This window comes from Pantoea sp. Seng, assembly GCF_009829935.1.
Taxonomy (GTDB): domain Bacteria; phylum Pseudomonadota; class Gammaproteobacteria; order Enterobacterales; family Enterobacteriaceae; genus Pantoea; species Pantoea communis.
On record NZ_SZZV01000016.1, the window covers coordinates 44,465 to 61,842 of the forward strand.

The following is a 17,378-nucleotide window of genomic DNA, read 5'->3' on the forward strand; positions in this document are numbered from 1 at the left end:
CGCATGAAAATGAGTAAAGGACGCGCATTACTGGCGGGTTGCGTTGCGCTGGCGCTGAGCCACGCGGCACTGGCGAAAGATATCAAGATTGCCATCGTTGGCGCAGCAACTGGTCCGGTTGCACAATACGGTGATATGCAGTTCACCGGTGCAGCGCAAGCCATTAAGGACATCAACGCCAAAGGTGGCGTGAACGGTGACAAACTGGTTGGCGTGGAATATGACGACGCCTGTGACCCGAAACAAGCGGTTGCAGTGGCCAACAAAGTGGTTAACGACGGCATCAAGTATGTGATCGGCCACCTGTGCTCCTCTTCTACTCAGCCTGCTTCCGACATCTATAACGATGAAGGCATTCTGATGATCACCCCAGCGGCAACCGCACCAGAGCTGACCGCGCGTGGCTATGCGGATGTGCTGCGTACTACCGGTCTGGATTCCGATCAGGGTCCAACCGCTGCAACTTACATTCTCAATGAGATCAAACCAAAACGTATCGCTGTGGTGCATGACAAGCAGCAGTACGGTCAGGGACTGGCCGAATCGGTGCAGAAAACCCTGAAAGCCAAAGGCGGCAATGTGGTGCTGTTCGAAGGTATCACCGCGGGCGATAAAGATTTCTCTACGCTGATTGCGCGTCTGAAGAAAGAAAACGTCGATTTCGTTTACTACGGTGGCTACTACCCAGAGCTGGGCCAGATTCTGCGTCAGGCAAAAGCAGCCGGTCTGACTGCTGGCTTCATGGGTCCAGAAGGTGTAGGCAACGCCTCACTGTCTAACATCGCCGGTGATGCATCTGAAGGCCTGTACGTCACCTTGCCGAAACGTTATGACCAGTTGCCAGAGAACAAGGCGATTGTTGAAGCCATCAAAGCTAATACCGCGTCTAACCGTAAAGATCCAACCGGTCCGTTCGTCTGGACCACCTATGCGGCCATTCAGTCGCTGGTGGCCGGTATTGAACGTAGCAAGAGCGCTGAGCCAGATGCCATTGCTAAAAACCTGAAAGAGGGCGCAGCGGTTCCAACGGTGATGGGCAACCTGAACTGGGATCAGAAAGGCGACCTGAAGGGCTTCGAATTTGGTGTCTTCAAATGGCACAAAGACGGTTCCTCTACCGCTGTTAAGTAATTCCCAAGCTTAAATAGATTGGCCCTCTCTTTTGCCGGAGAGGGCTGGGGGAGGGACAGCGCGTACCGTCTTGATGGGATCCCGCGCGCCTGTTCCCTCACCCTAACCCTCTGCCAAAAGGGAGAGGGGATTTTTAGTCCACATGCAGGTCCTCACTATGTCCGAGCAGTTTCTCTATTTCATTCAGCAGATGTTCAACGGGGTCACCCTCGGGAGCACTTACGCGCTGATCGCCATTGGTTACACCATTGTTTACGGCATCATCGGCATGATCAACTTCGCCCATGGCGAGGTGTATATGATCGGCAGTTATGTCTCCTTTATTGTGATTGCCGCCCTGATGATGATGGGTATCGATACCACGTGGCTGATGATCGCCGCCGGTTTTGTGATGGCGGTGATCATCTCCAGCGCTTACGGCTGGAGCATTGAGCGCGTGGCGTACAAACCCGTGCGCTCCTCTAAGCGTTTGATCGCCCTCATCTCGGCTATCGGGATGTCGATCTTCCTGCAGAACTACGTCAGTCTGACGCAAGGTTCGCGCGATCTGGCGTTGCCAAGCCTGATTACCGGCCAGTGGACGCTGGGCGAGAGCAACGGCTTTGCTGCCACGCTCTCCACCATGCAGCTGGTGATTTGGGTCGTGACCTTCCTCTCGATGCTGGCCCTGACGCTGTTTATTCGTTATTCACGTATGGGCCGCGCCTGCCGCGCCTGTGCGGAAGACCTGAAAATGGCCAGTCTGCTGGGGATTAACACTGACCGCGTGATCTCACTGACCTTCATTATTGGTGCGGCGATGGCGGCGGTGGCGGGCGTGCTGCTCGGCCAGTTCTACGGCTCTATTAACCCGTTCATCGGCTTTATGGCCGGGATGAAGGCGTTTACCGCTGCGGTACTGGGCGGCATCGGCAGTATTCCGGGCGCGATGATTGGTGGTCTGGTGCTCGGTATCGCTGAAGCGCTGACCTCGGCGTATCTGTCGACTGAATACAAAGATGTGGTGTCATTCGCACTGCTGATTGTAGTGCTGCTGGTGATGCCTACCGGCATTCTGGGCCGTCCGGAGGTAGAGAAAGTATGAAACGCCTCGGTCTGGTCAACGCCGTGATTTCAACGGTGATGTTACTGATTCTCGCCACCTTCTTTATGGGCGTCCGTCTTGATCTTGATGGCACCAAACTGGTGGTGGCTAACGCTGGCGCGGCGCGCTGGAACTGGATTTTCATCGGCTGTGCGGTGGTTTTTGTCTTCCAGCTGCTGCGCCCGGTGTTCCATGGAAAGTTCAAACGCAGCGGTAAAGGCTTTGTGCTGCCGGGCTTCGATGGTTCGACGCCAAAGCAAAAGCTGGTGATGGCGCTGTTGATTGCTGCTGCGGTGCTGTGGCCGTTTCTGGTGTCGCGCGGCAGTGTCGATATCGCCACATTAACGCTGATCTACGTGATGCTCGGTCTCGGCCTCAACGTGGTGGTCGGCCTGTCTGGTTTGCTGGTGCTGGGCTACGGTGGTTTCTATGCCATCGGCGCTTACACCTTCGCGCTGCTCAATCACTATTACGGTTTTGGTTTCTGGGAAAGCCTGCCGCTGGCGGGGATTGTCGCAGGTGCGTTTGGCATGATGCTCGGCTTCCCGGTACTGCGCCTGCGCGGTGACTATCTGGCGATTGTGACGCTCGGCTTCGGTGAAATCGTGCGTATTCTGCTGCTCAACAGCACTTCGATCACTGGTGGTCCAAACGGTATTGCGCAGATCCCTAAACCGAGCCTGTTTGGCATTGAGTTTGGGCGTCGCGTCAGTGAAGGCGGCTGGACCACTTTCCATGAGCTGACGGGCCTGCAGTACGATCCGAATCATCGTGTCATCTTCCTCTATCTGGTGGCGCTGCTGCTGGTGGTGCTGACCTTGTTCGTGATTAACCGTTTGCTGCGTATGCCATTGGGTCGCGCGTGGGAAGCGCTGCGTGAAGATGAGATCGCCTGTCGTTCATTGGGACTCAGCCCAACACGCATCAAGCTGACCGCTTTCACTATCAGTGCCGTGTTCGCCGGTTTTGCTGGCACGCTGTTTGCCGCACGTCAGGGTTTTGTTAGCCCGGAATCCTTCACCTTCGTCGAATCAGCCTTTGTGCTGGCGATTGTGGTACTGGGCGGCATGGGTTCGCAGTTTGCGGTGATCCTCGCGGCCGTGCTGCTGGTGGTGTCGCGCGAATTGATGCGTGATTTGAACGAGTACAGCATGCTGGTGCTGGGTGGTTTGATGGTGCTGATGATGATTTGGCGTCCGCAAGGATTGTTGCCGATGAAACGTCCACACCTGAAGTTGAAAAGCAGTAAACAAGGAGAGCAGGCATGAGTCAGCCTTTGTTAGCCGTTGAAGGCTTGATGATGCGCTTTGGCGGGCTGTTGGCCGTCAACAATGTGGCGCTGGAACTGCATCCCCAGGAAATCGTGTCACTGATCGGGCCGAACGGTGCCGGTAAAACCACGGTGTTCAACTGCCTGACCGGTTTTTACAAGCCGACCGGCGGTACCATCAAACTGCGCGATCAGGAGTTGCAGGGCCAGCCAGGCCAGAAGATTGCGCGTATGGGCATCGTGCGTACTTTCCAGCACGTGCGACTGTTCCGTGAGATGACGGTGATTGAAAACCTGCTGGTCGCGCAGCATCAGCATCTGAAAAGTGGCGTGTTCTCCGGCCTGTTCAAAACCCCGGCGTTCCGTCGCGGGGAGAGTGAAGCGCTGGATCGTGCTGCCACCTGGCTGGATCGCATCGGCCTGCTGGAGCTGGCCAATCGCCAGGCGGGCAACCTCGCTTACGGCCAGCAGCGTCGTCTGGAGATTGCGCGCTGCATGGTGACGCGTCCGGAAATCCTGATGCTGGATGAGCCTGCCGCAGGACTTAACCCACGCGAAACCCACGAACTGGACGAACTGATTGCCGAACTGCGCGGTGAGCATAAGGTCTCGGTACTGTTAATCGAACACGATATGAAGCTGGTGATGGGCATTTCTGACCGCATTTATGTGGTGAACCAGGGCACACCGCTGGCTAACGGTACGCCGGAAGAAGTGCGTAACAATCCGGATGTGATCCGTGCTTATTTAGGTGAGGCGTAATATGGCAAACCCAATTTTAACGTTGCAAGGGGTGAGTGCCCATTACGGCCCGATTCAGGCACTGCACAACATCAACCTGCACATCAGTCAGGGTGAAATTGTCACCCTGATTGGGGCTAACGGCGCAGGTAAAACCACGTTGCTCGGCACCCTGTGCGGTGAACCGCGTGCCACCAGTGGCACTATTATCTTCGACGGCAAAGAGATCACTGACTGGCAAACCGCCAAAATCATGCGTGAAGCGATTGCGATTGTGCCGGAAGGCCGCCGCGTGTTTTCCCGGATGACGGTGGAAGAGAACCTGGCGATGGGCGGTTTCTTTGCCACGCGCCAGCAGTATCAGGAGCGCATTGAGCGGGTTTATCAGCTGTTCCCGCGTCTGGCTGAACGTAAAGTGCAGCGCGCGGGCACCATGTCCGGTGGTGAACAGCAGATGCTGGCGATCGGTCGTGCGCTAATGAGTCAGCCGCGTTTGCTGTTACTCGACGAACCTTCTTTAGGTTTAGCACCGATTATTATTCAGCAGATTTTCGATACGATTGAACAGTTGCGTAAAGAGGGCATGACCATTTTCCTGGTGGAGCAAAACGCCAACCAGGCGCTGAAGCTCGCCGATCGCGGCTACGTGCTGGAGAACGGTCATGTGGTGCTGGAAGACAGTGGTGAAGCGTTGCTGTCCAACGAAGCGGTACGCAGCGCTTACCTCGGTGCCTGACCTGGCTTACTTGCCAGCTTGCGGTTGGGCAGTGCTCGCTATCCTCACGTACTACGTGTACGTTCCGGTGGCTGCGCGCTGTCCGCCCGCAATCTGGCTGCGCCGCCGACGGTCTGATAGAAGGTGCGGTCTGACTGCAACGCTGGCGGTCTAAACAGTGGCTCAAGTTTGAGATAACTTGTGCCACTTTAAACTTTCTAATACGCGCAATCTCCGTCACATTCCCGTCATAAACCTGTTATTAATCCGTCATTTCCCCGTGTCATGTTACTTCGCGAACAAAAAAATGCGTGATATCGCGCGTACCTAACAGCACAGGAAAAAACTTATGTCCGCTTTTACGCTTCGTCCCCGCCTGATGAGTGTTTTGCTTGGTCTGGCGCTCAGTGGTAACGCGCTGGCTGCCACTGACATTCCTTTCTGGCACTCAATGGAAGGCGAGTTAGGCAAAGAAGTCGATTCTCTGGCACAACGTTTTAACCAGGCTCACCCAGAATACAAAATCGTACCGACTTACAAAGGTAACTACGAGCAGAGCCTGGCAGCGGGTATCGCTGCTGTGCGTACCGGTAAAGCACCGGCGATTCTGCAGGTTTACGAAGTGGGTACGGCGACCATGATGGCTTCAAAAGCTATCGTGCCTGTGCATGACGTGTTTAAAGACGCGGGCGTGCAGATGGATCCAAAACAGTTCGTGCCAGCGGTTGCAGGTTATTACAGCGACAGCAATGGCCAGCTGATCTCTCAGCCGTTCAACAGCTCAACCCCAGTGCTGTACTACAACAAAGATGCGTTCAAGAAAGCCGGTCTGAACCCAGACCAGCCGCCTAAAACCTGGCAGGAACTGGCAAAAGACGCCGACGCACTGCGTAAAGCGGGCATGACTTGTGGTTACGCCAGCGGCTGGCAGGGTTGGATTCAAATCGAAAACTTCAGCGCCTGGCATGCACTGCCGGTTGCCACCAAAAACAACGGCTTTGACGGTACCGATGCGGTATTGGAATTTAACAAGCCGGTTCAGGTGCGCCACATCCAGATGCTGGAAGACATGAACAAGAAGGGTGATTTCACCTACTTCGGTCGTAAAGATGAATCCACCGCGAAGTTCTACAACGGCGATTGCGGCATCACCACGGCTTCTTCCGGCTCTCTGGCGGATATCAAGCATTACGCGAAATTCAACTTCGGCGTCGGCATGATGCCTTATGACTCAACTGTGCCTAACGCACCGCAGAACGCCATCATCGGCGGCGCGAGCCTGTGGGTGATGAAAGGCAAAGATGCCGACACCTACAAGGGCGTAGCCGAGTTCATGAAGTTCCTGGCTCAGCCAGAAATCGCCGCAGAATGGCACCAGAAGACCGGTTACCTGCCAATCACCACTGCTGCATATGAGCTGACCAAGCAACAGGGCTTCTATGACAAGAACCCAGGCGCAGACATCGCCACACGTCAGATGCTGAACAAAGATCCACTGCCGTTCACCAAAGGCATGCGTCTGGGCAACATGCCACAGATTCGTACCATTGTGGACGAAGAGCTGGAAGGCGTGTGGACGGGCAAACAGGCGCCACAAGCTGCACTGGATAACGCTGTGAAGCGCGGAAACGAACTGCTGCGTCGTTTTGAACAGCAAGTGAAGTAATTCCGTTGTCTCGGGGCTGGCGCATGGCGTCAGCCCCGATTTCTCTTTTGGCGAGTCTGCTATGTCCTCATCACGCCCTGTTTTTCGCTCCCGTTTTTTGCCCTATTTGCTGGTGGCACCACAACTGGTGATTACCGCTATTTTCTTCCTGTGGCCGGCCGGTGAAGCGCTGTGGTATTCGCTGCAAAGCATCGATCCCTTTGGTATTTCCAGCACCTTCGTCGGGCTGGATAACTTCAAACGCCTGTTCAGCGACAGCTATTACCTCGACTCTTTCTGGACCACCATCGAATTCAGCGCACTGGTTACGGTGTGCGGCATGACCTTCTCGCTGCTGCTGGCGGCTCTGGTCGACTACGTGGTGCGTCTGAAAAAACTGTACCAAACGCTATTGCTGCTGCCTTACGCCGTTGCACCGGTGGTCGCTGCCGTGCTGTGGATGTTCCTGTTCAACCCTGGCCTCGGCCTGTTCAGCCATCTGCTGAACCAGATTGGCTATAACTGGAACTACGCGCAAAACAGCGGTCAGGCGATGTTCCTGATCGTGCTGGCATCCATCTGGCAGCAGATGAGCTACAACTTCCTGTTCTTCTTTGCCGCACTGCAGTCGATCCCCAAATCGCTGGTGGAAGCGGCGGCGATAGACGGTGCTGGACCGGTGCGTCGCTTCTTCAATCTGTCACTGCCGCTGATCACCCCGGTGAGTTTCTTCCTGCTGGTGGTCAACCTGGTGTATGCCTTCTTCGACACCTTCCCGGTGATCGATGCCGCGACCGGCGGCGGTCCGGTGCAGGCCACTACCACGCTGATCTACAAAATTTATCGCGAAGGCTTTACCGGTCTGGATCTCTCGTCCTCTGCCGCGCAATCCGTGGTGCTGATGCTGCTGGTGATTGGCCTGACGATCCTGCAATTCCGCTTTGTCGAGCGTAAGGTGCAATACCAATGATTGAGAATCGACGCGGGCTGGACATCTTCAGCCATACCCTGCTGGTGCTCGGTGTCCTGACCATTCTGTTCCCACTGTACGTGGCGATAGTCGCCGCCACGCTGGATAACGAAGCGGTGTATCAGGTGCCGATGACCTTAGTGCCCGGCACACATCTGTGGGACAACATTTCGCGCATCTGGACCCAGGGCGTCAACGGCAGCGGTCCGGCCTTTGGCATGATGATGCTCAACAGCCTGATCATGGCACTCGGCATCACGGTGAGTAAAATCGCGGTGTCGATGCTCTCCGCGTTTGCACTGGTGTGGTTCCGTTTCCCGTTGCGCTCGCTGTTCTTCTGGCTGATCTTCATCACCCTGATGCTGCCGGTGGAAGTGCGTATCTTTCCGACGGTAGAAGTGATTTCAAACCTGCACATGCTCGACAGCTACAGTGGCTTAACCCTGCCGCTCATGGCTTCAGCAACTGCGACCTTCCTGTTCCGCCAGTTCTTTATGTCGTTGCCGGATGAGCTGATTGAAGCGGCGCGCATTGATGGCGCCAGCCCGATGCGCTTCTTCTGGGACATCGTTTTGCCACTGTCCAAAACCAACCTCGCGGCGCTGTTCGTGATCACCTTTATCTACGGCTGGAACCAGTATCTGTGGCCGCTGTTGATCATCAACGATCCCAGTCTCAGCACGGCGGTCGCCGGGGTGAAAAGTATGATCAACACCAGCGGTGGGCCGACGCAGTGGAACGAAGTGATGGCGGCAATGTTATTAACCCTGATCCCACCGGTGGTGGTGGTACTCGTGATGCAACGTGCCTTTGTGCGTGGCCTGGTGGAGAGTGATAAATAAATGGCAGGCGTAACCCTTCAGACCGTCACCAAATCGTATGACGGCAAAAATCAGATCATTCAGCCACTGAATATCACCTTCAATGATGGCGAGTTTATGGTGATGGTGGGCCCTTCCGGCTGCGGCAAATCGACGTTGCTGCGCATGGTAGCGGGGCTGGAACGTGTGACTTCCGGCGATATCTATATCGACGACAAGCGCGTCACCAATATGGAACCGAAAGATCGTGGCATCGCCATGGTATTCCAGAACTACGCGCTTTACCCGCATATGACCGTGGGCAAAAACATGGCTTACGGCCTGAAAATTCGCGGCATGGGTAAAGAGCAGATCGATCAACGCGTAATGGAAGCCGCGCGCAGTCTGGAATTGGATCACCTGCTGTCACGTCGTCCGCGTGAGCTTTCCGGTGGACAGCGCCAGCGTGTGGCAATGGGCCGCGCCATCGTGCGTGAACCAGCGGTGTTCCTGTTCGATGAGCCGCTGTCGAACCTCGATGCGCGCCTGCGTGTGCAGATGCGTCTTGAGCTGCAACAACTGCACCGTCGCCTGAAAACCACCAGTCTGTATGTGACGCACGATCAGGTAGAAGCCATGACGTTGGCCCAGCGCGTGATGGTGATGAACAAAGGTGTAGTCGAGCAAGTCGGCACGCCGGTGGAAGTGTATGAGCGTCCGGCGAGCCAGTTTGTGGCGTCGTTTATCGGTGCACCGGCAATGAACCTGCTGCCAGGCCAGATCAACAGCGACGGCACGCGCTTTACGCTCGATGCGCTTAATAGCTTGCCATTGGGCGAGAGCAAAGCGAAGTGGGCGAATCGTCCCCTTACGTTGGGCATCCGTCCTGAGCATCTGGTGCTCAGCTCGCAAGCAGCGGGCGGCATTCCATTAGTGGTCGATACGCTGGAGATGTTGGGTGCGGATAATCTCGCGCACGGCCGCATCGGTAATACCCGTCTGGTGGTGCGTTTGCCGCACAGTGAACGTCCGCAATCGGGCAGCACCTTATGGCTGCAACTGCCGCCAGATGCGTTACACTTCTTCGATTCAACCCATGGAAAGCGTCTGGAATGAGTGTAGAAAATTGGCCATACCCACAAATCGTCGCCCATCGCGGCGGCGGTAAACTGGCTCCGGAAAATACGCTGGCGGCAATAGATGTCGGCGCGCAGTACGGTCATACCATGATCGAGTTTGATGCCAAGCTGTCGGATGATAAACAGGTGTTCCTGCTGCATGACGATACGCTGGATCGCACCAGCAACGGCTGGGGTGTGGCGGGCGATCTCTCATGGAGTAAACTATCGCAGCTGGATGCGGGTAGCTGGTACAGCCGTGAGTATGAAGGCGAGCCGCTGGCACTGCTGCGTGACGTGGCCGATCGCTGCCGCCAGCATCAGATGATGGCGAACGTTGAGATCAAGCCGACCACCGGCAAAGAGGTGGAAACCGGACGCGATGTGGCGTTGGCCGCGCGAGAACTGTGGCAGGGGCAAACGGCGCCGCTGCTCTCTTCCTTCTCTTATGAAGCACTGGAAGCGGCAATGCAGGCGGTGCCTGAGTTGCCACGCGGATTGCTATTGGATGAGTGGCGCGAAGATTGGTTGGCGCTGACGAGCGCGCTGGATTGCGTCTCTATCCATCTCAATCACAAACTGCTGGATGCCGAACGCACCGCGCAGCTGAAAGCCGCCGGATTGCATATTCTGGTGTACACGGTGAATCAGCCCGCGCGGGCGCGCGAGCTATTGAGTTGGGGCGTCGATGCCATCTGTACTGACCGCATCGACATTATCGGTCCCGACTTCCGTTAATTCTGGTTTTGCTGCTGGCCCGGCTGTTGCTGAATCATGCGCTGCTGGGCGCTATCCCTTCGCTCCTGCATTTTCCGCTGTAACTCCTGATTCTGCTGCTGCTGATCCTGTTTCAGCTTCAACTGTTGTTGTTGCTGCTGAGTCTGCATTTGCGACTGCATGCGCTGCTGGCTCGGGTTATAGCCAGGCTTGTTCGGGTCATTTGTGCTGTTCAGCATATTTGCCATGCTGCTTAACGGCAGCAACGCAGCGATAACGATTAGCCATTTTTTCATGGTCTTCCTCCATTAATGCAGCCTGCTGTGTGCTGTCGCCATCAATATGGCAACCAAGGCTGCTGTCATAAGTTTATGCGATGTCACAAAGTCCTGAACCAGGAGTGCGCCGAATTTGGCTTACTGCTACGCTTTTTATCGTGTTTGCAAACACTTGCATCAAAAAATAACAAATGTAAATAATCGCAAAGGAAGATCGCAAATGAGACTAAAGGGCAGCGTGCGTCTGGTTGGCTGGGCATTATTGATGAGTTTTACCGTGGTACAGGGGGCGTTTTCCGCGCCCGCTAGCGCGCCACCGGTGTCATACGGCGTGGACAGTGACACCTTCCATCCGGTGAAGGCGCAGCACGGTATGGTGGCGTCGGTGGATGCGATAGCCACCCAGGTGGGCGTCGATATTCTGAAGCAGGGCGGTAATGCCGTGGATGCGGCCGTTGCAGTGGGCTTCGCATTAGCCGTCACTCATCCACAAGCCGGTAATCTCGGCGGTGGTGGCTTTATGATGCTGCGTACCGCCTCGGGACGCACCACGGCGATCGATTTTCGTGAAATGGCGCCGGCGCGTGCTTCACGCGATATGTTCCTCGATAAGCAGGGTAATGCTGACCCTAAACTGTCGCTCACGTCCCATTTAGCCTCGGGCACACCGGGCACTGTTGCTGGTTTTGCGCTGGCGGCACAAAAATACGGTACGCTGCCGCTGAGTAAACTGCTGGCTCCGGCGATTAAGCTAGCGCGTGAGGGCATCATCGTTAACGATGCGCTGGCGGACGATTTGGCGACCTACGGCAAAGAGACGTTGATCAATCACGACAACAGCCGGGCGATTTTCTACAAGGCAGACGGCAAGCCGTATCAAAAAGGTGAGCGTCTGGTGCAGAAAAACCTCGCGCACAGCCTGCAACTGATTGCTCAACAAGGGCCGGATGCGTTCTACAAAGGCAAAATTGCCGATGAGATCGCTGGAGAAATGGCACAGCATGGCGGATTGATTGGCAAACCGGATCTGGCCGCCTATCGTGCGGTAGAGCGTAAACCGGTCAGCGGCACCTATCGTGGTTATGAGGTGTTCTCAATGCCGCCTCCATCATCGGGCGGGATTCACATCGTGCAGATCCTGAATATCCTCGAAAACTTTGATCTGGCGAAGTGGGGCTTTGGCAGTGCGGACGCTATGCAGGTGATGGCGGAAGCGGAAAAATACGCCTATGCCGATCGTTCGGAATACCTTGGCGATCCGGATTTCGTCAAAGTGCCGCAGCAGGCGTTGACCAGCAAAGCTTACGCCAAAACCCTGGCGCAGCAGATTGACGTCAACAAAGCGCGTCCTTCCAGCGAAATCAAACCGGGTAAGCTTGAGCCATACGAAAGCAACCAGACTACGCACTTCTCGGTGGTGGATAAAGACGGTAATGCGGTCGCCGTGACCTACACGCTGAACACCTATTTCGGTAGCGGCATTGTCGCCGGGCAGAGCGGTATCCTGATGAACAACGAGATGGATGACTTCTCCGCCAAACCGGGTACGCCGAACGTGTATGGTTTGGTGGGTGGCGAAGCGAATGCGGTGCAACCGGCTAAGCGCCCATTGTCGTCGATGTCACCGACCATCATCGCCAAAGACGGCAAAACCTGGCTGGTAACGGGTAGCCCAGGCGGCAGCCGTATTATCACCACTGTGTTGCAAATGGTGGTGAACAGTATCGATTTCGGTATGAACGTAGCGGAAGCGACCAATGCGCCGCGTTTCCACCATCAATGGTTGCCGGATCAGCTACGCGTGGAGAAAGGCTTTAGCCCGGATACGCTGCGTTTGCTGGAAGCTAAAGGTCAGCATGTGAAAGTGATGCCCGCAATGGGCAGCACGCAGAGCATTATGATTGGGCCGGATGGCATGCGCTATGGTGCTTCGGATCCGCGCTCGGTGGATGATTTGAGTGCCGGGTATTAATTTAGCGTAATAAAGTGCGCCGCTACCGCCTCAGTACGAGTTGTAGCGGCGCGATTCATTGCGCAAGTTATTTCAATCGCGCCATGTAATGCGTATCAATCATCTCGCCGTCGCGCATGGCAAAACGCTTCGCCGTCCCTTCGATCTCAAAGCCAAACTTCTGATAAAGACCCATCGCTTTATGGTTATCAGCGAACACGGTTAACTCGATTCGTGTCACTTGTAGCCAGTTGTCACACAGGTCAATCATCGCGGCCATCAGCGCCGAGCCTACGCCGCGACGGTGAAAGGCGGGATCAACGCCCATGCCAAAGGTAGCGGCATGGCGACGTCGTGCGACAGATTGCACTTCTAGCGTGATTTGCCCAGCCAGTTGATCGTCAATCATTGCCACTAGCATATGCACACCCGGACGTGGATTGCTAAGGCGTTCCTGCCATAGCGTGGGTGACTGGTGTGGCAGTTGCAATGTATTCGCCTGCGTCTCCGGTTGGCTGTAGAGACGTGTTAGTGCAGCAGCATCTTCTGGGATTACGTGGCGAATGACGATCTGACTCATAAAGCGACTCCTTGTGCAAAGTGAATAAAATCCCCTTTAACATCAAGGAATTCTCGCAAGTCGTCAATTGAAAATAATTCTCAAAAGGGGTTTACAGACGCGAATGATAATGATTATTATTGTCATGCGGACCGGGAACGTCTCCTGACTACCGGGTAAGCACGACATTGCTCACATTGCTTCCAGTGTTTCTTAGCCAGCTCGGGTGCTGGCTTTTTTTTTGCCTGCTATTTGCCTCTTTCATCCTCATTGTCCGATCACCACCAAAACGTTCAGCATTTTTGAACAGAGGCGTGAAGTTTTTCAGCTATCAATCAATCTCTCTCAGGCACACACTGTAAAAAACATTGAGGAGAATTGAAAATGATCTACTTACGCAAAGCAGAAGAACGCGGTCACGCCAATCACGGTTGGCTCGATAGCTGGCACACCTTTTCTTTCGCCGACTATTACGATGCCAACTTTATGGGCTTCTCGGCCTTACGCGTTATCAATGAAGACGTGATTGATGGCGGCCAGGGTTTTGGTACCCATCCGCATAAAGACATGGAAATCCTGACCTATGTGTTGTCTGGCACCGTGGAACATCAAGACAGCATGGGCAACAAAGAGCAGATCCCGGCAGGTGAGTTCCAGATCATGAGCGCCGGTACTGGCGTGCGCCATTCAGAGTACAACGCCAGTGATAAAGATGCGCTGCATCTGTATCAGATCTGGATCATTCCAGAGCGCAAAGGCATTGAGCCACGCTATGCGCAGCGCCGCTTCGAGGATGTGAAAGGTCGCCAGTTTGTCCTGTCCCCGGATGAGCGTGAAGGATCGCTGAAAGTGTTCCAGGACATGACCCTGTCGCGCTGGGTGTTTGCTAAGGGCGAAGCCGACGCGGTGACTGTCGAAGCGGGTCGTCGTGTGTGGATTCAGGTGGTAAAAGGTCTGGTGAGCGTGAATGGCGAACAGGTCGGTACCAGTGATGCGCTGGCGATCTGGGATGAAAGCGCGCTGACCATCAACGCTGACAGCGATGCAGAGATTCTGCTGTTTGATCTGCCGCCGGTGTAACAGCCTGTCAATAAATCGTGCAAGGTTGCCCTCTATGGCGACCTTGCATTTTTTGCCGACTTTTCGTTGGGTGCGTACCGATGTGCACAAAATCAGAGCGGGTATTCATGGTTTTCCGCAAAGCCTGAAATTGACAAAAAAATGATAGACTCATCGTATCTCTGACCTCAGGCGCATACGATGAAGAAGAAAAGGCCGGTACTACAGGACGTTGCCGATCGCGTCGGCATCACAAAAATGACCGTCAGTCGCTACCTGCGAAACCCCGATCAGGTCTCTGCGGCGCTGCGCGATAAGATCGCCGTCGCACTGGATGAACTCGGTTATATCCCCAATCGTGCCCCCGATATGCTCTCTAATGCGACCAGTCGCGCTATCGGCGTACTGTTGCCTTCGCTCACCAACCAGGTGTTCGCCGACGTGTTACGCGGCATTGAAACCGTCACCGATGAGGCCGGCTATCAAACCCTGGTGGCGCACTTTGGCTACAACGCGGACAAAGAAGAGCTACAGCTGCGATCGCTGCTCGGCTGGAACATCGACGGCGTCATCCTCACCGAACGCACCCATACGCCCGGCACACTGCGCATGCTGGAAGTGGCGGGTATTCCGGTGATTGAGATGATGGACTCAGTCACGCCGTGTCTCGATATGGCGGTGGGCTTCGATAACGTCGAAGCGGCGCGGCAGATGACGCATGCTATTCTGAAAAAAGGACATCGCCACACCGTTTACCTCGGCGCACGTCTGGATGAGCGTACCCTGCAAAAACAGCAGGGCTACGAAAAGGCGATGCGTGAAGCCGGGCTCACGCCGCACAGCGTGATGATGGAAGATGCTTCCTCCTTCAGCGCCGGTGCGCAGCTGCTATGCGAGGCGCAGAAACGCTATCCCGAAACCGACAGCCTGTTTTGTACCAACGATGACCTGGCAGTCGGCGCGATGTTTGAGTGCCAGCGCCAGGGGTTAAACGTACCTGCGCAAATGGCGATTGCCGGATTCCACGGCCACGATATTACGCAAGTGGTCACGCCGCGCCTGGCCACGGTGCTGACCCCGCGTGAGCGCATGGGACGCGAATCGGCTGCGATGCTGCTGGCGCGCATTGGCGGCGACCGCAGCGTGACCGAGCCGCTGGATGTCGGGTTTGAAATTGCAGAAGGTGGCAGCATCTGATTTTGGCGATTATTTGAGTCAGTTCACACTTTCGTGCTTTTCCACCTAACAAGGGTTGCCAGTCCCGCAGTGGGCTCCGAAAATGATAATCAAATTTGTTATCGGTAACATTGGCAGGCAACCTGCCGGAGCGCAAAACCATGACCACGCCATCTCCATCGCACCACGTCTTTATCCTGATGGGCGTTTCCGGCAGCGGAAAGTCTGCCGTCGCTAATCAGGTTTCTCATCAGTTGAGCACGGCATTTCTGGATGGCGATTTCCTGCATCCACGTAGCAACATCATGAAAATGGCCGACGGTCATCCGCTGGATGATAACGATCGCCAGCCGTGGCTGCAGGCGCTGAATGATGCCGCCTTCGCCATGCAGCGCACCCAGGCTATTTCGATTATCGTCTGCTCGGCGCTGAAAAAGTCCTACCGCGACATCCTGCGACAGGGCAACCAAAACCTGAAATTCATCTATCTGAAGGGCGATTTCGAAACCATCGAATCGCGTCTGAAAGCACGTAAAGGTCACTTCTTTAAGCCCCAGATGCTGGTGACGCAGTTTGAGACCTTGCAAGAGCCTGGGGCTGACGAGCCCGATGTGCTGGTGGTTGATATCAATCATTCACTGGATGAAGTCGTTGCGGCCACGGTTGCGACCATTGAGGAAGCAACCAACAAGGGTTAGTAATGAGTACCGCAACGCTGGTGTTAACCGCAGCAGGCTCCGTCCTGCTGCTGCTGTTTTTGGTGATGAAAGCGCGTATGCACGCCTTTATCGCCCTGATGTTAGTCTCAATTGGTGCCGGTCTGTTCTCTGGCATGCCACTGGATAAAATTGCTGACACCATGCAAAAAGGCATGGGCGGGACGCTCGGATTTCTCGCCATCGTGGTGGCATTGGGCGCGATGTTCGGCAAAATCCTGCATGAAACCGGCGCAGTCGATCAAATCGCTATCCGCATGCTGAAAGCCTTTGGTGAAAACCGGGCGCACTACGCGATGGGGATTGCCGGGCTGATCTGCGCGCTACCGCTGTTCTTTGAAGTAGCGGTGGTCTTGCTGATCAGCATCGCCTTTGCCGTGGCGCGTCGTACCCATGGCAACTTAGTGAAGTTGGTCATTCCACTGTTTGCTGGTGTGGCGGCCTCTGCGGCGTTTCTGCTGCCGGGGCCGGCCCCGATGCTGCTGGCTTCCCAGATGCACGCGGACTTTGGCTGGATGATCCTGCTGGGCCTGTGTGCAGCGATTCCCGGTATGCTGATTGCGGGTCCGCTGTTTGGCAATTTTATTGCCCGCCATGTCAGTTTCAGTGCGCCGCCGGAAGATCATCAGCCAGAAGTGGAAGAGGGTAAGCTGCCGTCGTTTGGCTTCAGCCTGGCACTGATCCTGTTCCCGCTGTTGCTGGTGGGCCTGAAAACCATCGGGGCGCGCTTCACCACACCGGATTCACGTCTCTACGAGTGGCTGGAGTTTATCGGCCATCCGTTTACGGCGATCCTGCTGGCGTGTCTGGTAGCGATTTACGGTCTGGCCTATCGCCAGGGAATGGACAAAGAGAAGGTGATGCAGGTGTGCGGCAGTGCGCTGCAACCGGCAGGCATTATTCTGCTGGTGATCGGTGCGGGCGGTGTGTTCAAGCAGGTGCTGGTGGATTCTGGCGTCGGCCCGGTATTGGGTCACGCGCTCACTGGCGCCGGGATGCCGATTGCGCTGGCGTGCTTCATCCTTTCCGGTGCGATCCGTGTGATTCAGGGATCGGCGACCGTGGCCTGTCTGACGACCGTGGGCCTGGTGATGCCAGTGATTGAACCGCTGCACTACAGCGGCGCGCAGTTGGCGGCGCTGTCGATCTGCATCGGGGGTGGCTCCATCATTATTAGTCACGTCAACGATGCCGGTTTCTGGCTGTTTGGCCGCTTCACCGGTGCAACGGAAGGTGAAACGCTGAAAACCTGGACGCTGATGGAAACCATTCTTGGTACCACCGGTGCCATTGTCGGGATGATCGCGTTCACTCTGCTGTCGTAAGAATTTTTAGGTGCGCCGCAATGCGCACCCTATAAAATTCACCTATCCGCACGGCAGGTTGCCATTGATGGCGACCTGACCGAATAGCACAGCCGATTGGTCGCGCATGTATGACGATGTGGC

At 55.5% G+C, this 17,378-nt stretch carries 17 protein-coding genes; 15 read left to right on the plus strand and 2 right to left on the minus strand.

Annotation, left to right across the window (positions count from 1 at the left end):
- Window positions 1-3: 3 nt before the first annotated feature.
- From FD737_RS16750 to ugpQ, 10 genes are all read left to right on the plus strand, one after another.
- Window positions 4-1,131 carry a branched-chain amino acid ABC transporter substrate-binding protein gene (locus tag FD737_RS16750; RefSeq protein WP_045815772.1) on the plus strand — a complete coding sequence of 376 codons (1,128 nt, stop codon included), beginning with the start codon at window positions 4-6 and terminating at the stop codon, window positions 1,129-1,131.
- A 157-nt stretch (window positions 1,132-1,288) separates the two neighbouring features.
- The gene (gene livH / locus FD737_RS16755; protein ID WP_160834064.1) at window positions 1,289-2,215 is read left to right on the plus strand and encodes a high-affinity branched-chain amino acid ABC transporter permease LivH; all 927 of its coding nucleotides are present in this window, start codon (window positions 1,289-1,291) and stop codon (window positions 2,213-2,215) included.
- Window positions 2,212-3,483: a high-affinity branched-chain amino acid ABC transporter permease LivM gene (locus FD737_RS16760; RefSeq protein ID WP_160834065.1), complete on the plus strand. Its 1,272-nt coding sequence runs from the start codon at window positions 2,212-2,214 to the stop codon at window positions 3,481-3,483. Before livH ends, FD737_RS16760 begins: the two co-directional genes overlap by 4 nt.
- Window positions 3,480-4,247: a high-affinity branched-chain amino acid ABC transporter ATP-binding protein LivG gene (gene livG / locus FD737_RS16765; RefSeq protein WP_034827032.1), complete on the plus strand. Its 768-nt coding sequence runs from the start codon at window positions 3,480-3,482 to the stop codon at window positions 4,245-4,247. The genes FD737_RS16760 and livG overlap by 4 nt, the downstream gene beginning before the upstream one ends.
- A gap of 1 nt (window position 4,248) precedes the next feature.
- Complete coding sequence (gene livF, locus FD737_RS16770; RefSeq protein ID WP_034827030.1) at window positions 4,249-4,962, plus strand: high-affinity branched-chain amino acid ABC transporter ATP-binding protein LivF; 714 nt, start codon at window positions 4,249-4,251, stop codon at window positions 4,960-4,962.
- Window positions 4,963-5,290: 328 nt separating this feature from the next.
- Window positions 5,291-6,607: a sn-glycerol-3-phosphate ABC transporter substrate-binding protein UgpB gene (ugpB, locus tag FD737_RS16775; RefSeq protein WP_034827028.1), complete on the plus strand. Its 1,317-nt coding sequence runs from the start codon at window positions 5,291-5,293 to the stop codon at window positions 6,605-6,607.
- A 61-nt stretch (window positions 6,608-6,668) separates the two neighbouring features.
- Complete coding sequence (ugpA, locus tag FD737_RS16780; protein ID WP_034827026.1) at window positions 6,669-7,556, plus strand: sn-glycerol-3-phosphate ABC transporter permease UgpA; 888 nt, start codon at window positions 6,669-6,671, stop codon at window positions 7,554-7,556.
- Complete coding sequence (gene ugpE / locus FD737_RS16785) at window positions 7,553-8,398, plus strand: sn-glycerol-3-phosphate ABC transporter permease UgpE (protein ID WP_160834066.1); 846 nt, start codon at window positions 7,553-7,555, stop codon at window positions 8,396-8,398. Before ugpA ends, ugpE begins: the two co-directional genes overlap by 4 nt.
- A complete protein-coding gene (locus tag FD737_RS16790) occupies window positions 8,399-9,472 on the plus strand; it encodes a sn-glycerol-3-phosphate import ATP-binding protein UgpC (RefSeq protein WP_160834067.1) in 1,074 nt (357 codons plus the stop codon).
- Entirely contained in the window at window positions 9,469-10,212 is a 744-nt protein-coding gene (gene ugpQ / locus FD737_RS16795) for a glycerophosphodiester phosphodiesterase (protein ID WP_160834068.1), read from the plus strand. Before FD737_RS16790 ends, ugpQ begins: the two co-directional genes overlap by 4 nt.
- Here ugpQ and FD737_RS16800 read toward each other — a convergent pair.
- Window positions 10,209-10,487 (minus strand): DUF2756 domain-containing protein, encoded by a 279-nt coding sequence (locus FD737_RS16800; RefSeq protein WP_097118926.1) that lies wholly within the window; start codon window positions 10,485-10,487, stop codon window positions 10,209-10,211. The two genes, ugpQ and FD737_RS16800, sit on opposite strands and share 4 nt — an antisense overlap.
- Window positions 10,488-10,689: 202 nt before the next feature.
- On the opposite strand from FD737_RS16800, the gene ggt reads away from it, so the two are divergent.
- Window positions 10,690-12,441 (plus strand): gamma-glutamyltransferase, encoded by a 1,752-nt coding sequence (gene ggt, locus FD737_RS16805; RefSeq protein WP_097118927.1) that lies wholly within the window; start codon window positions 10,690-10,692, stop codon window positions 12,439-12,441.
- Between the two features lie 67 nt (window positions 12,442-12,508).
- Here ggt and FD737_RS16810 read toward each other — a convergent pair whose 3' ends face one another.
- Complete coding sequence (locus FD737_RS16810; RefSeq protein WP_058960055.1) at window positions 12,509-13,000, minus strand: GNAT family N-acetyltransferase; 492 nt, start codon at window positions 12,998-13,000, stop codon at window positions 12,509-12,511.
- Between the two features lie 363 nt (window positions 13,001-13,363).
- Between FD737_RS16810 and FD737_RS16815 the strand changes: the two genes are divergently transcribed.
- The 4 genes from FD737_RS16815 to gntU all read left to right on the plus strand — a co-directional run bounded on the left by FD737_RS16815 (window position 13,364) and on the right by gntU (window position 17,255).
- On the plus strand, window positions 13,364-14,059 hold the full coding sequence (locus tag FD737_RS16815) for a pirin family protein (protein WP_160834069.1): 696 nt from the start codon (window positions 13,364-13,366) through the stop codon (window positions 14,057-14,059).
- Window positions 14,060-14,239: 180 nt separating this feature from the next.
- A complete protein-coding gene (gene gntR, locus FD737_RS16820; RefSeq protein WP_097118929.1) occupies window positions 14,240-15,235 on the plus strand; it encodes a gluconate operon transcriptional repressor GntR in 996 nt (331 codons plus the stop codon).
- A gap of 140 nt (window positions 15,236-15,375) precedes the next feature.
- Window positions 15,376-15,912, plus strand: coding sequence for a gluconokinase (gntK, locus tag FD737_RS16825; RefSeq protein WP_034826988.1), 537 nt, complete (start codon window positions 15,376-15,378; stop codon window positions 15,910-15,912).
- A gap of 2 nt (window positions 15,913-15,914) precedes the next feature.
- Window positions 15,915-17,255, plus strand: coding sequence for a gluconate transporter (gene gntU / locus FD737_RS16830; protein ID WP_097118930.1), 1,341 nt, complete (start codon window positions 15,915-15,917; stop codon window positions 17,253-17,255).
- The last annotated feature ends 123 nt before the right edge of the window (window positions 17,256-17,378 follow it).

What these genes read in the sequence shown, in the direction of transcription:
- livH (WP_160834064.1), top strand. Translation starts at nt 1,289, where the DNA reads ATGTCCGAGCAGTTTCTCTATTTCATTCAGCAGATGTTCAACGGGGTC.
- FD737_RS16790 (WP_160834067.1), top strand. Translation starts at nt 8,399, where the DNA reads ATGGCAGGCGTAACCCTTCAGACCGTCACCAAATCGTATGACGGCAAA.
- gntR (WP_097118929.1), top strand. Translation starts at nt 14,240, where the DNA reads ATGAAGAAGAAAAGGCCGGTACTACAGGACGTTGCCGATCGCGTCGGC.
- ugpA (WP_034827026.1), top strand. Translation starts at nt 6,669, where the DNA reads ATGTCCTCATCACGCCCTGTTTTTCGCTCCCGTTTTTTGCCCTATTTG.
- FD737_RS16810 (WP_058960055.1), bottom strand. Translation starts at nt 13,000, where the DNA reads ATGAGTCAGATCGTCATTCGCCACGTAATCCCAGAAGATGCTGCTGCA.
- FD737_RS16760 (WP_160834065.1), top strand. Translation starts at nt 2,212, where the DNA reads ATGAAACGCCTCGGTCTGGTCAACGCCGTGATTTCAACGGTGATGTTA.
- gntU (WP_097118930.1), top strand. Translation starts at nt 15,915, where the DNA reads ATGAGTACCGCAACGCTGGTGTTAACCGCAGCAGGCTCCGTCCTGCTG.
- ggt (WP_097118927.1), top strand. Translation starts at nt 10,690, where the DNA reads ATGAGACTAAAGGGCAGCGTGCGTCTGGTTGGCTGGGCATTATTGATG.
- livF (WP_034827030.1), top strand. Translation starts at nt 4,249, where the DNA reads ATGGCAAACCCAATTTTAACGTTGCAAGGGGTGAGTGCCCATTACGGC.
- ugpE (WP_160834066.1), top strand. Translation starts at nt 7,553, where the DNA reads ATGATTGAGAATCGACGCGGGCTGGACATCTTCAGCCATACCCTGCTG.
- ugpQ (WP_160834068.1), top strand. Translation starts at nt 9,469, where the DNA reads ATGAGTGTAGAAAATTGGCCATACCCACAAATCGTCGCCCATCGCGGC.
- FD737_RS16750 (WP_045815772.1), top strand. Translation starts at nt 4, where the DNA reads ATGAAAATGAGTAAAGGACGCGCATTACTGGCGGGTTGCGTTGCGCTG.
- FD737_RS16800 (WP_097118926.1), bottom strand. Translation starts at nt 10,487, where the DNA reads ATGAAAAAATGGCTAATCGTTATCGCTGCGTTGCTGCCGTTAAGCAGC.
- gntK (WP_034826988.1), top strand. Translation starts at nt 15,376, where the DNA reads ATGACCACGCCATCTCCATCGCACCACGTCTTTATCCTGATGGGCGTT.
- livG (WP_034827032.1), top strand. Translation starts at nt 3,480, where the DNA reads ATGAGTCAGCCTTTGTTAGCCGTTGAAGGCTTGATGATGCGCTTTGGC.
- FD737_RS16815 (WP_160834069.1), top strand. Translation starts at nt 13,364, where the DNA reads ATGATCTACTTACGCAAAGCAGAAGAACGCGGTCACGCCAATCACGGT.
- ugpB (WP_034827028.1), top strand. Translation starts at nt 5,291, where the DNA reads ATGTCCGCTTTTACGCTTCGTCCCCGCCTGATGAGTGTTTTGCTTGGT.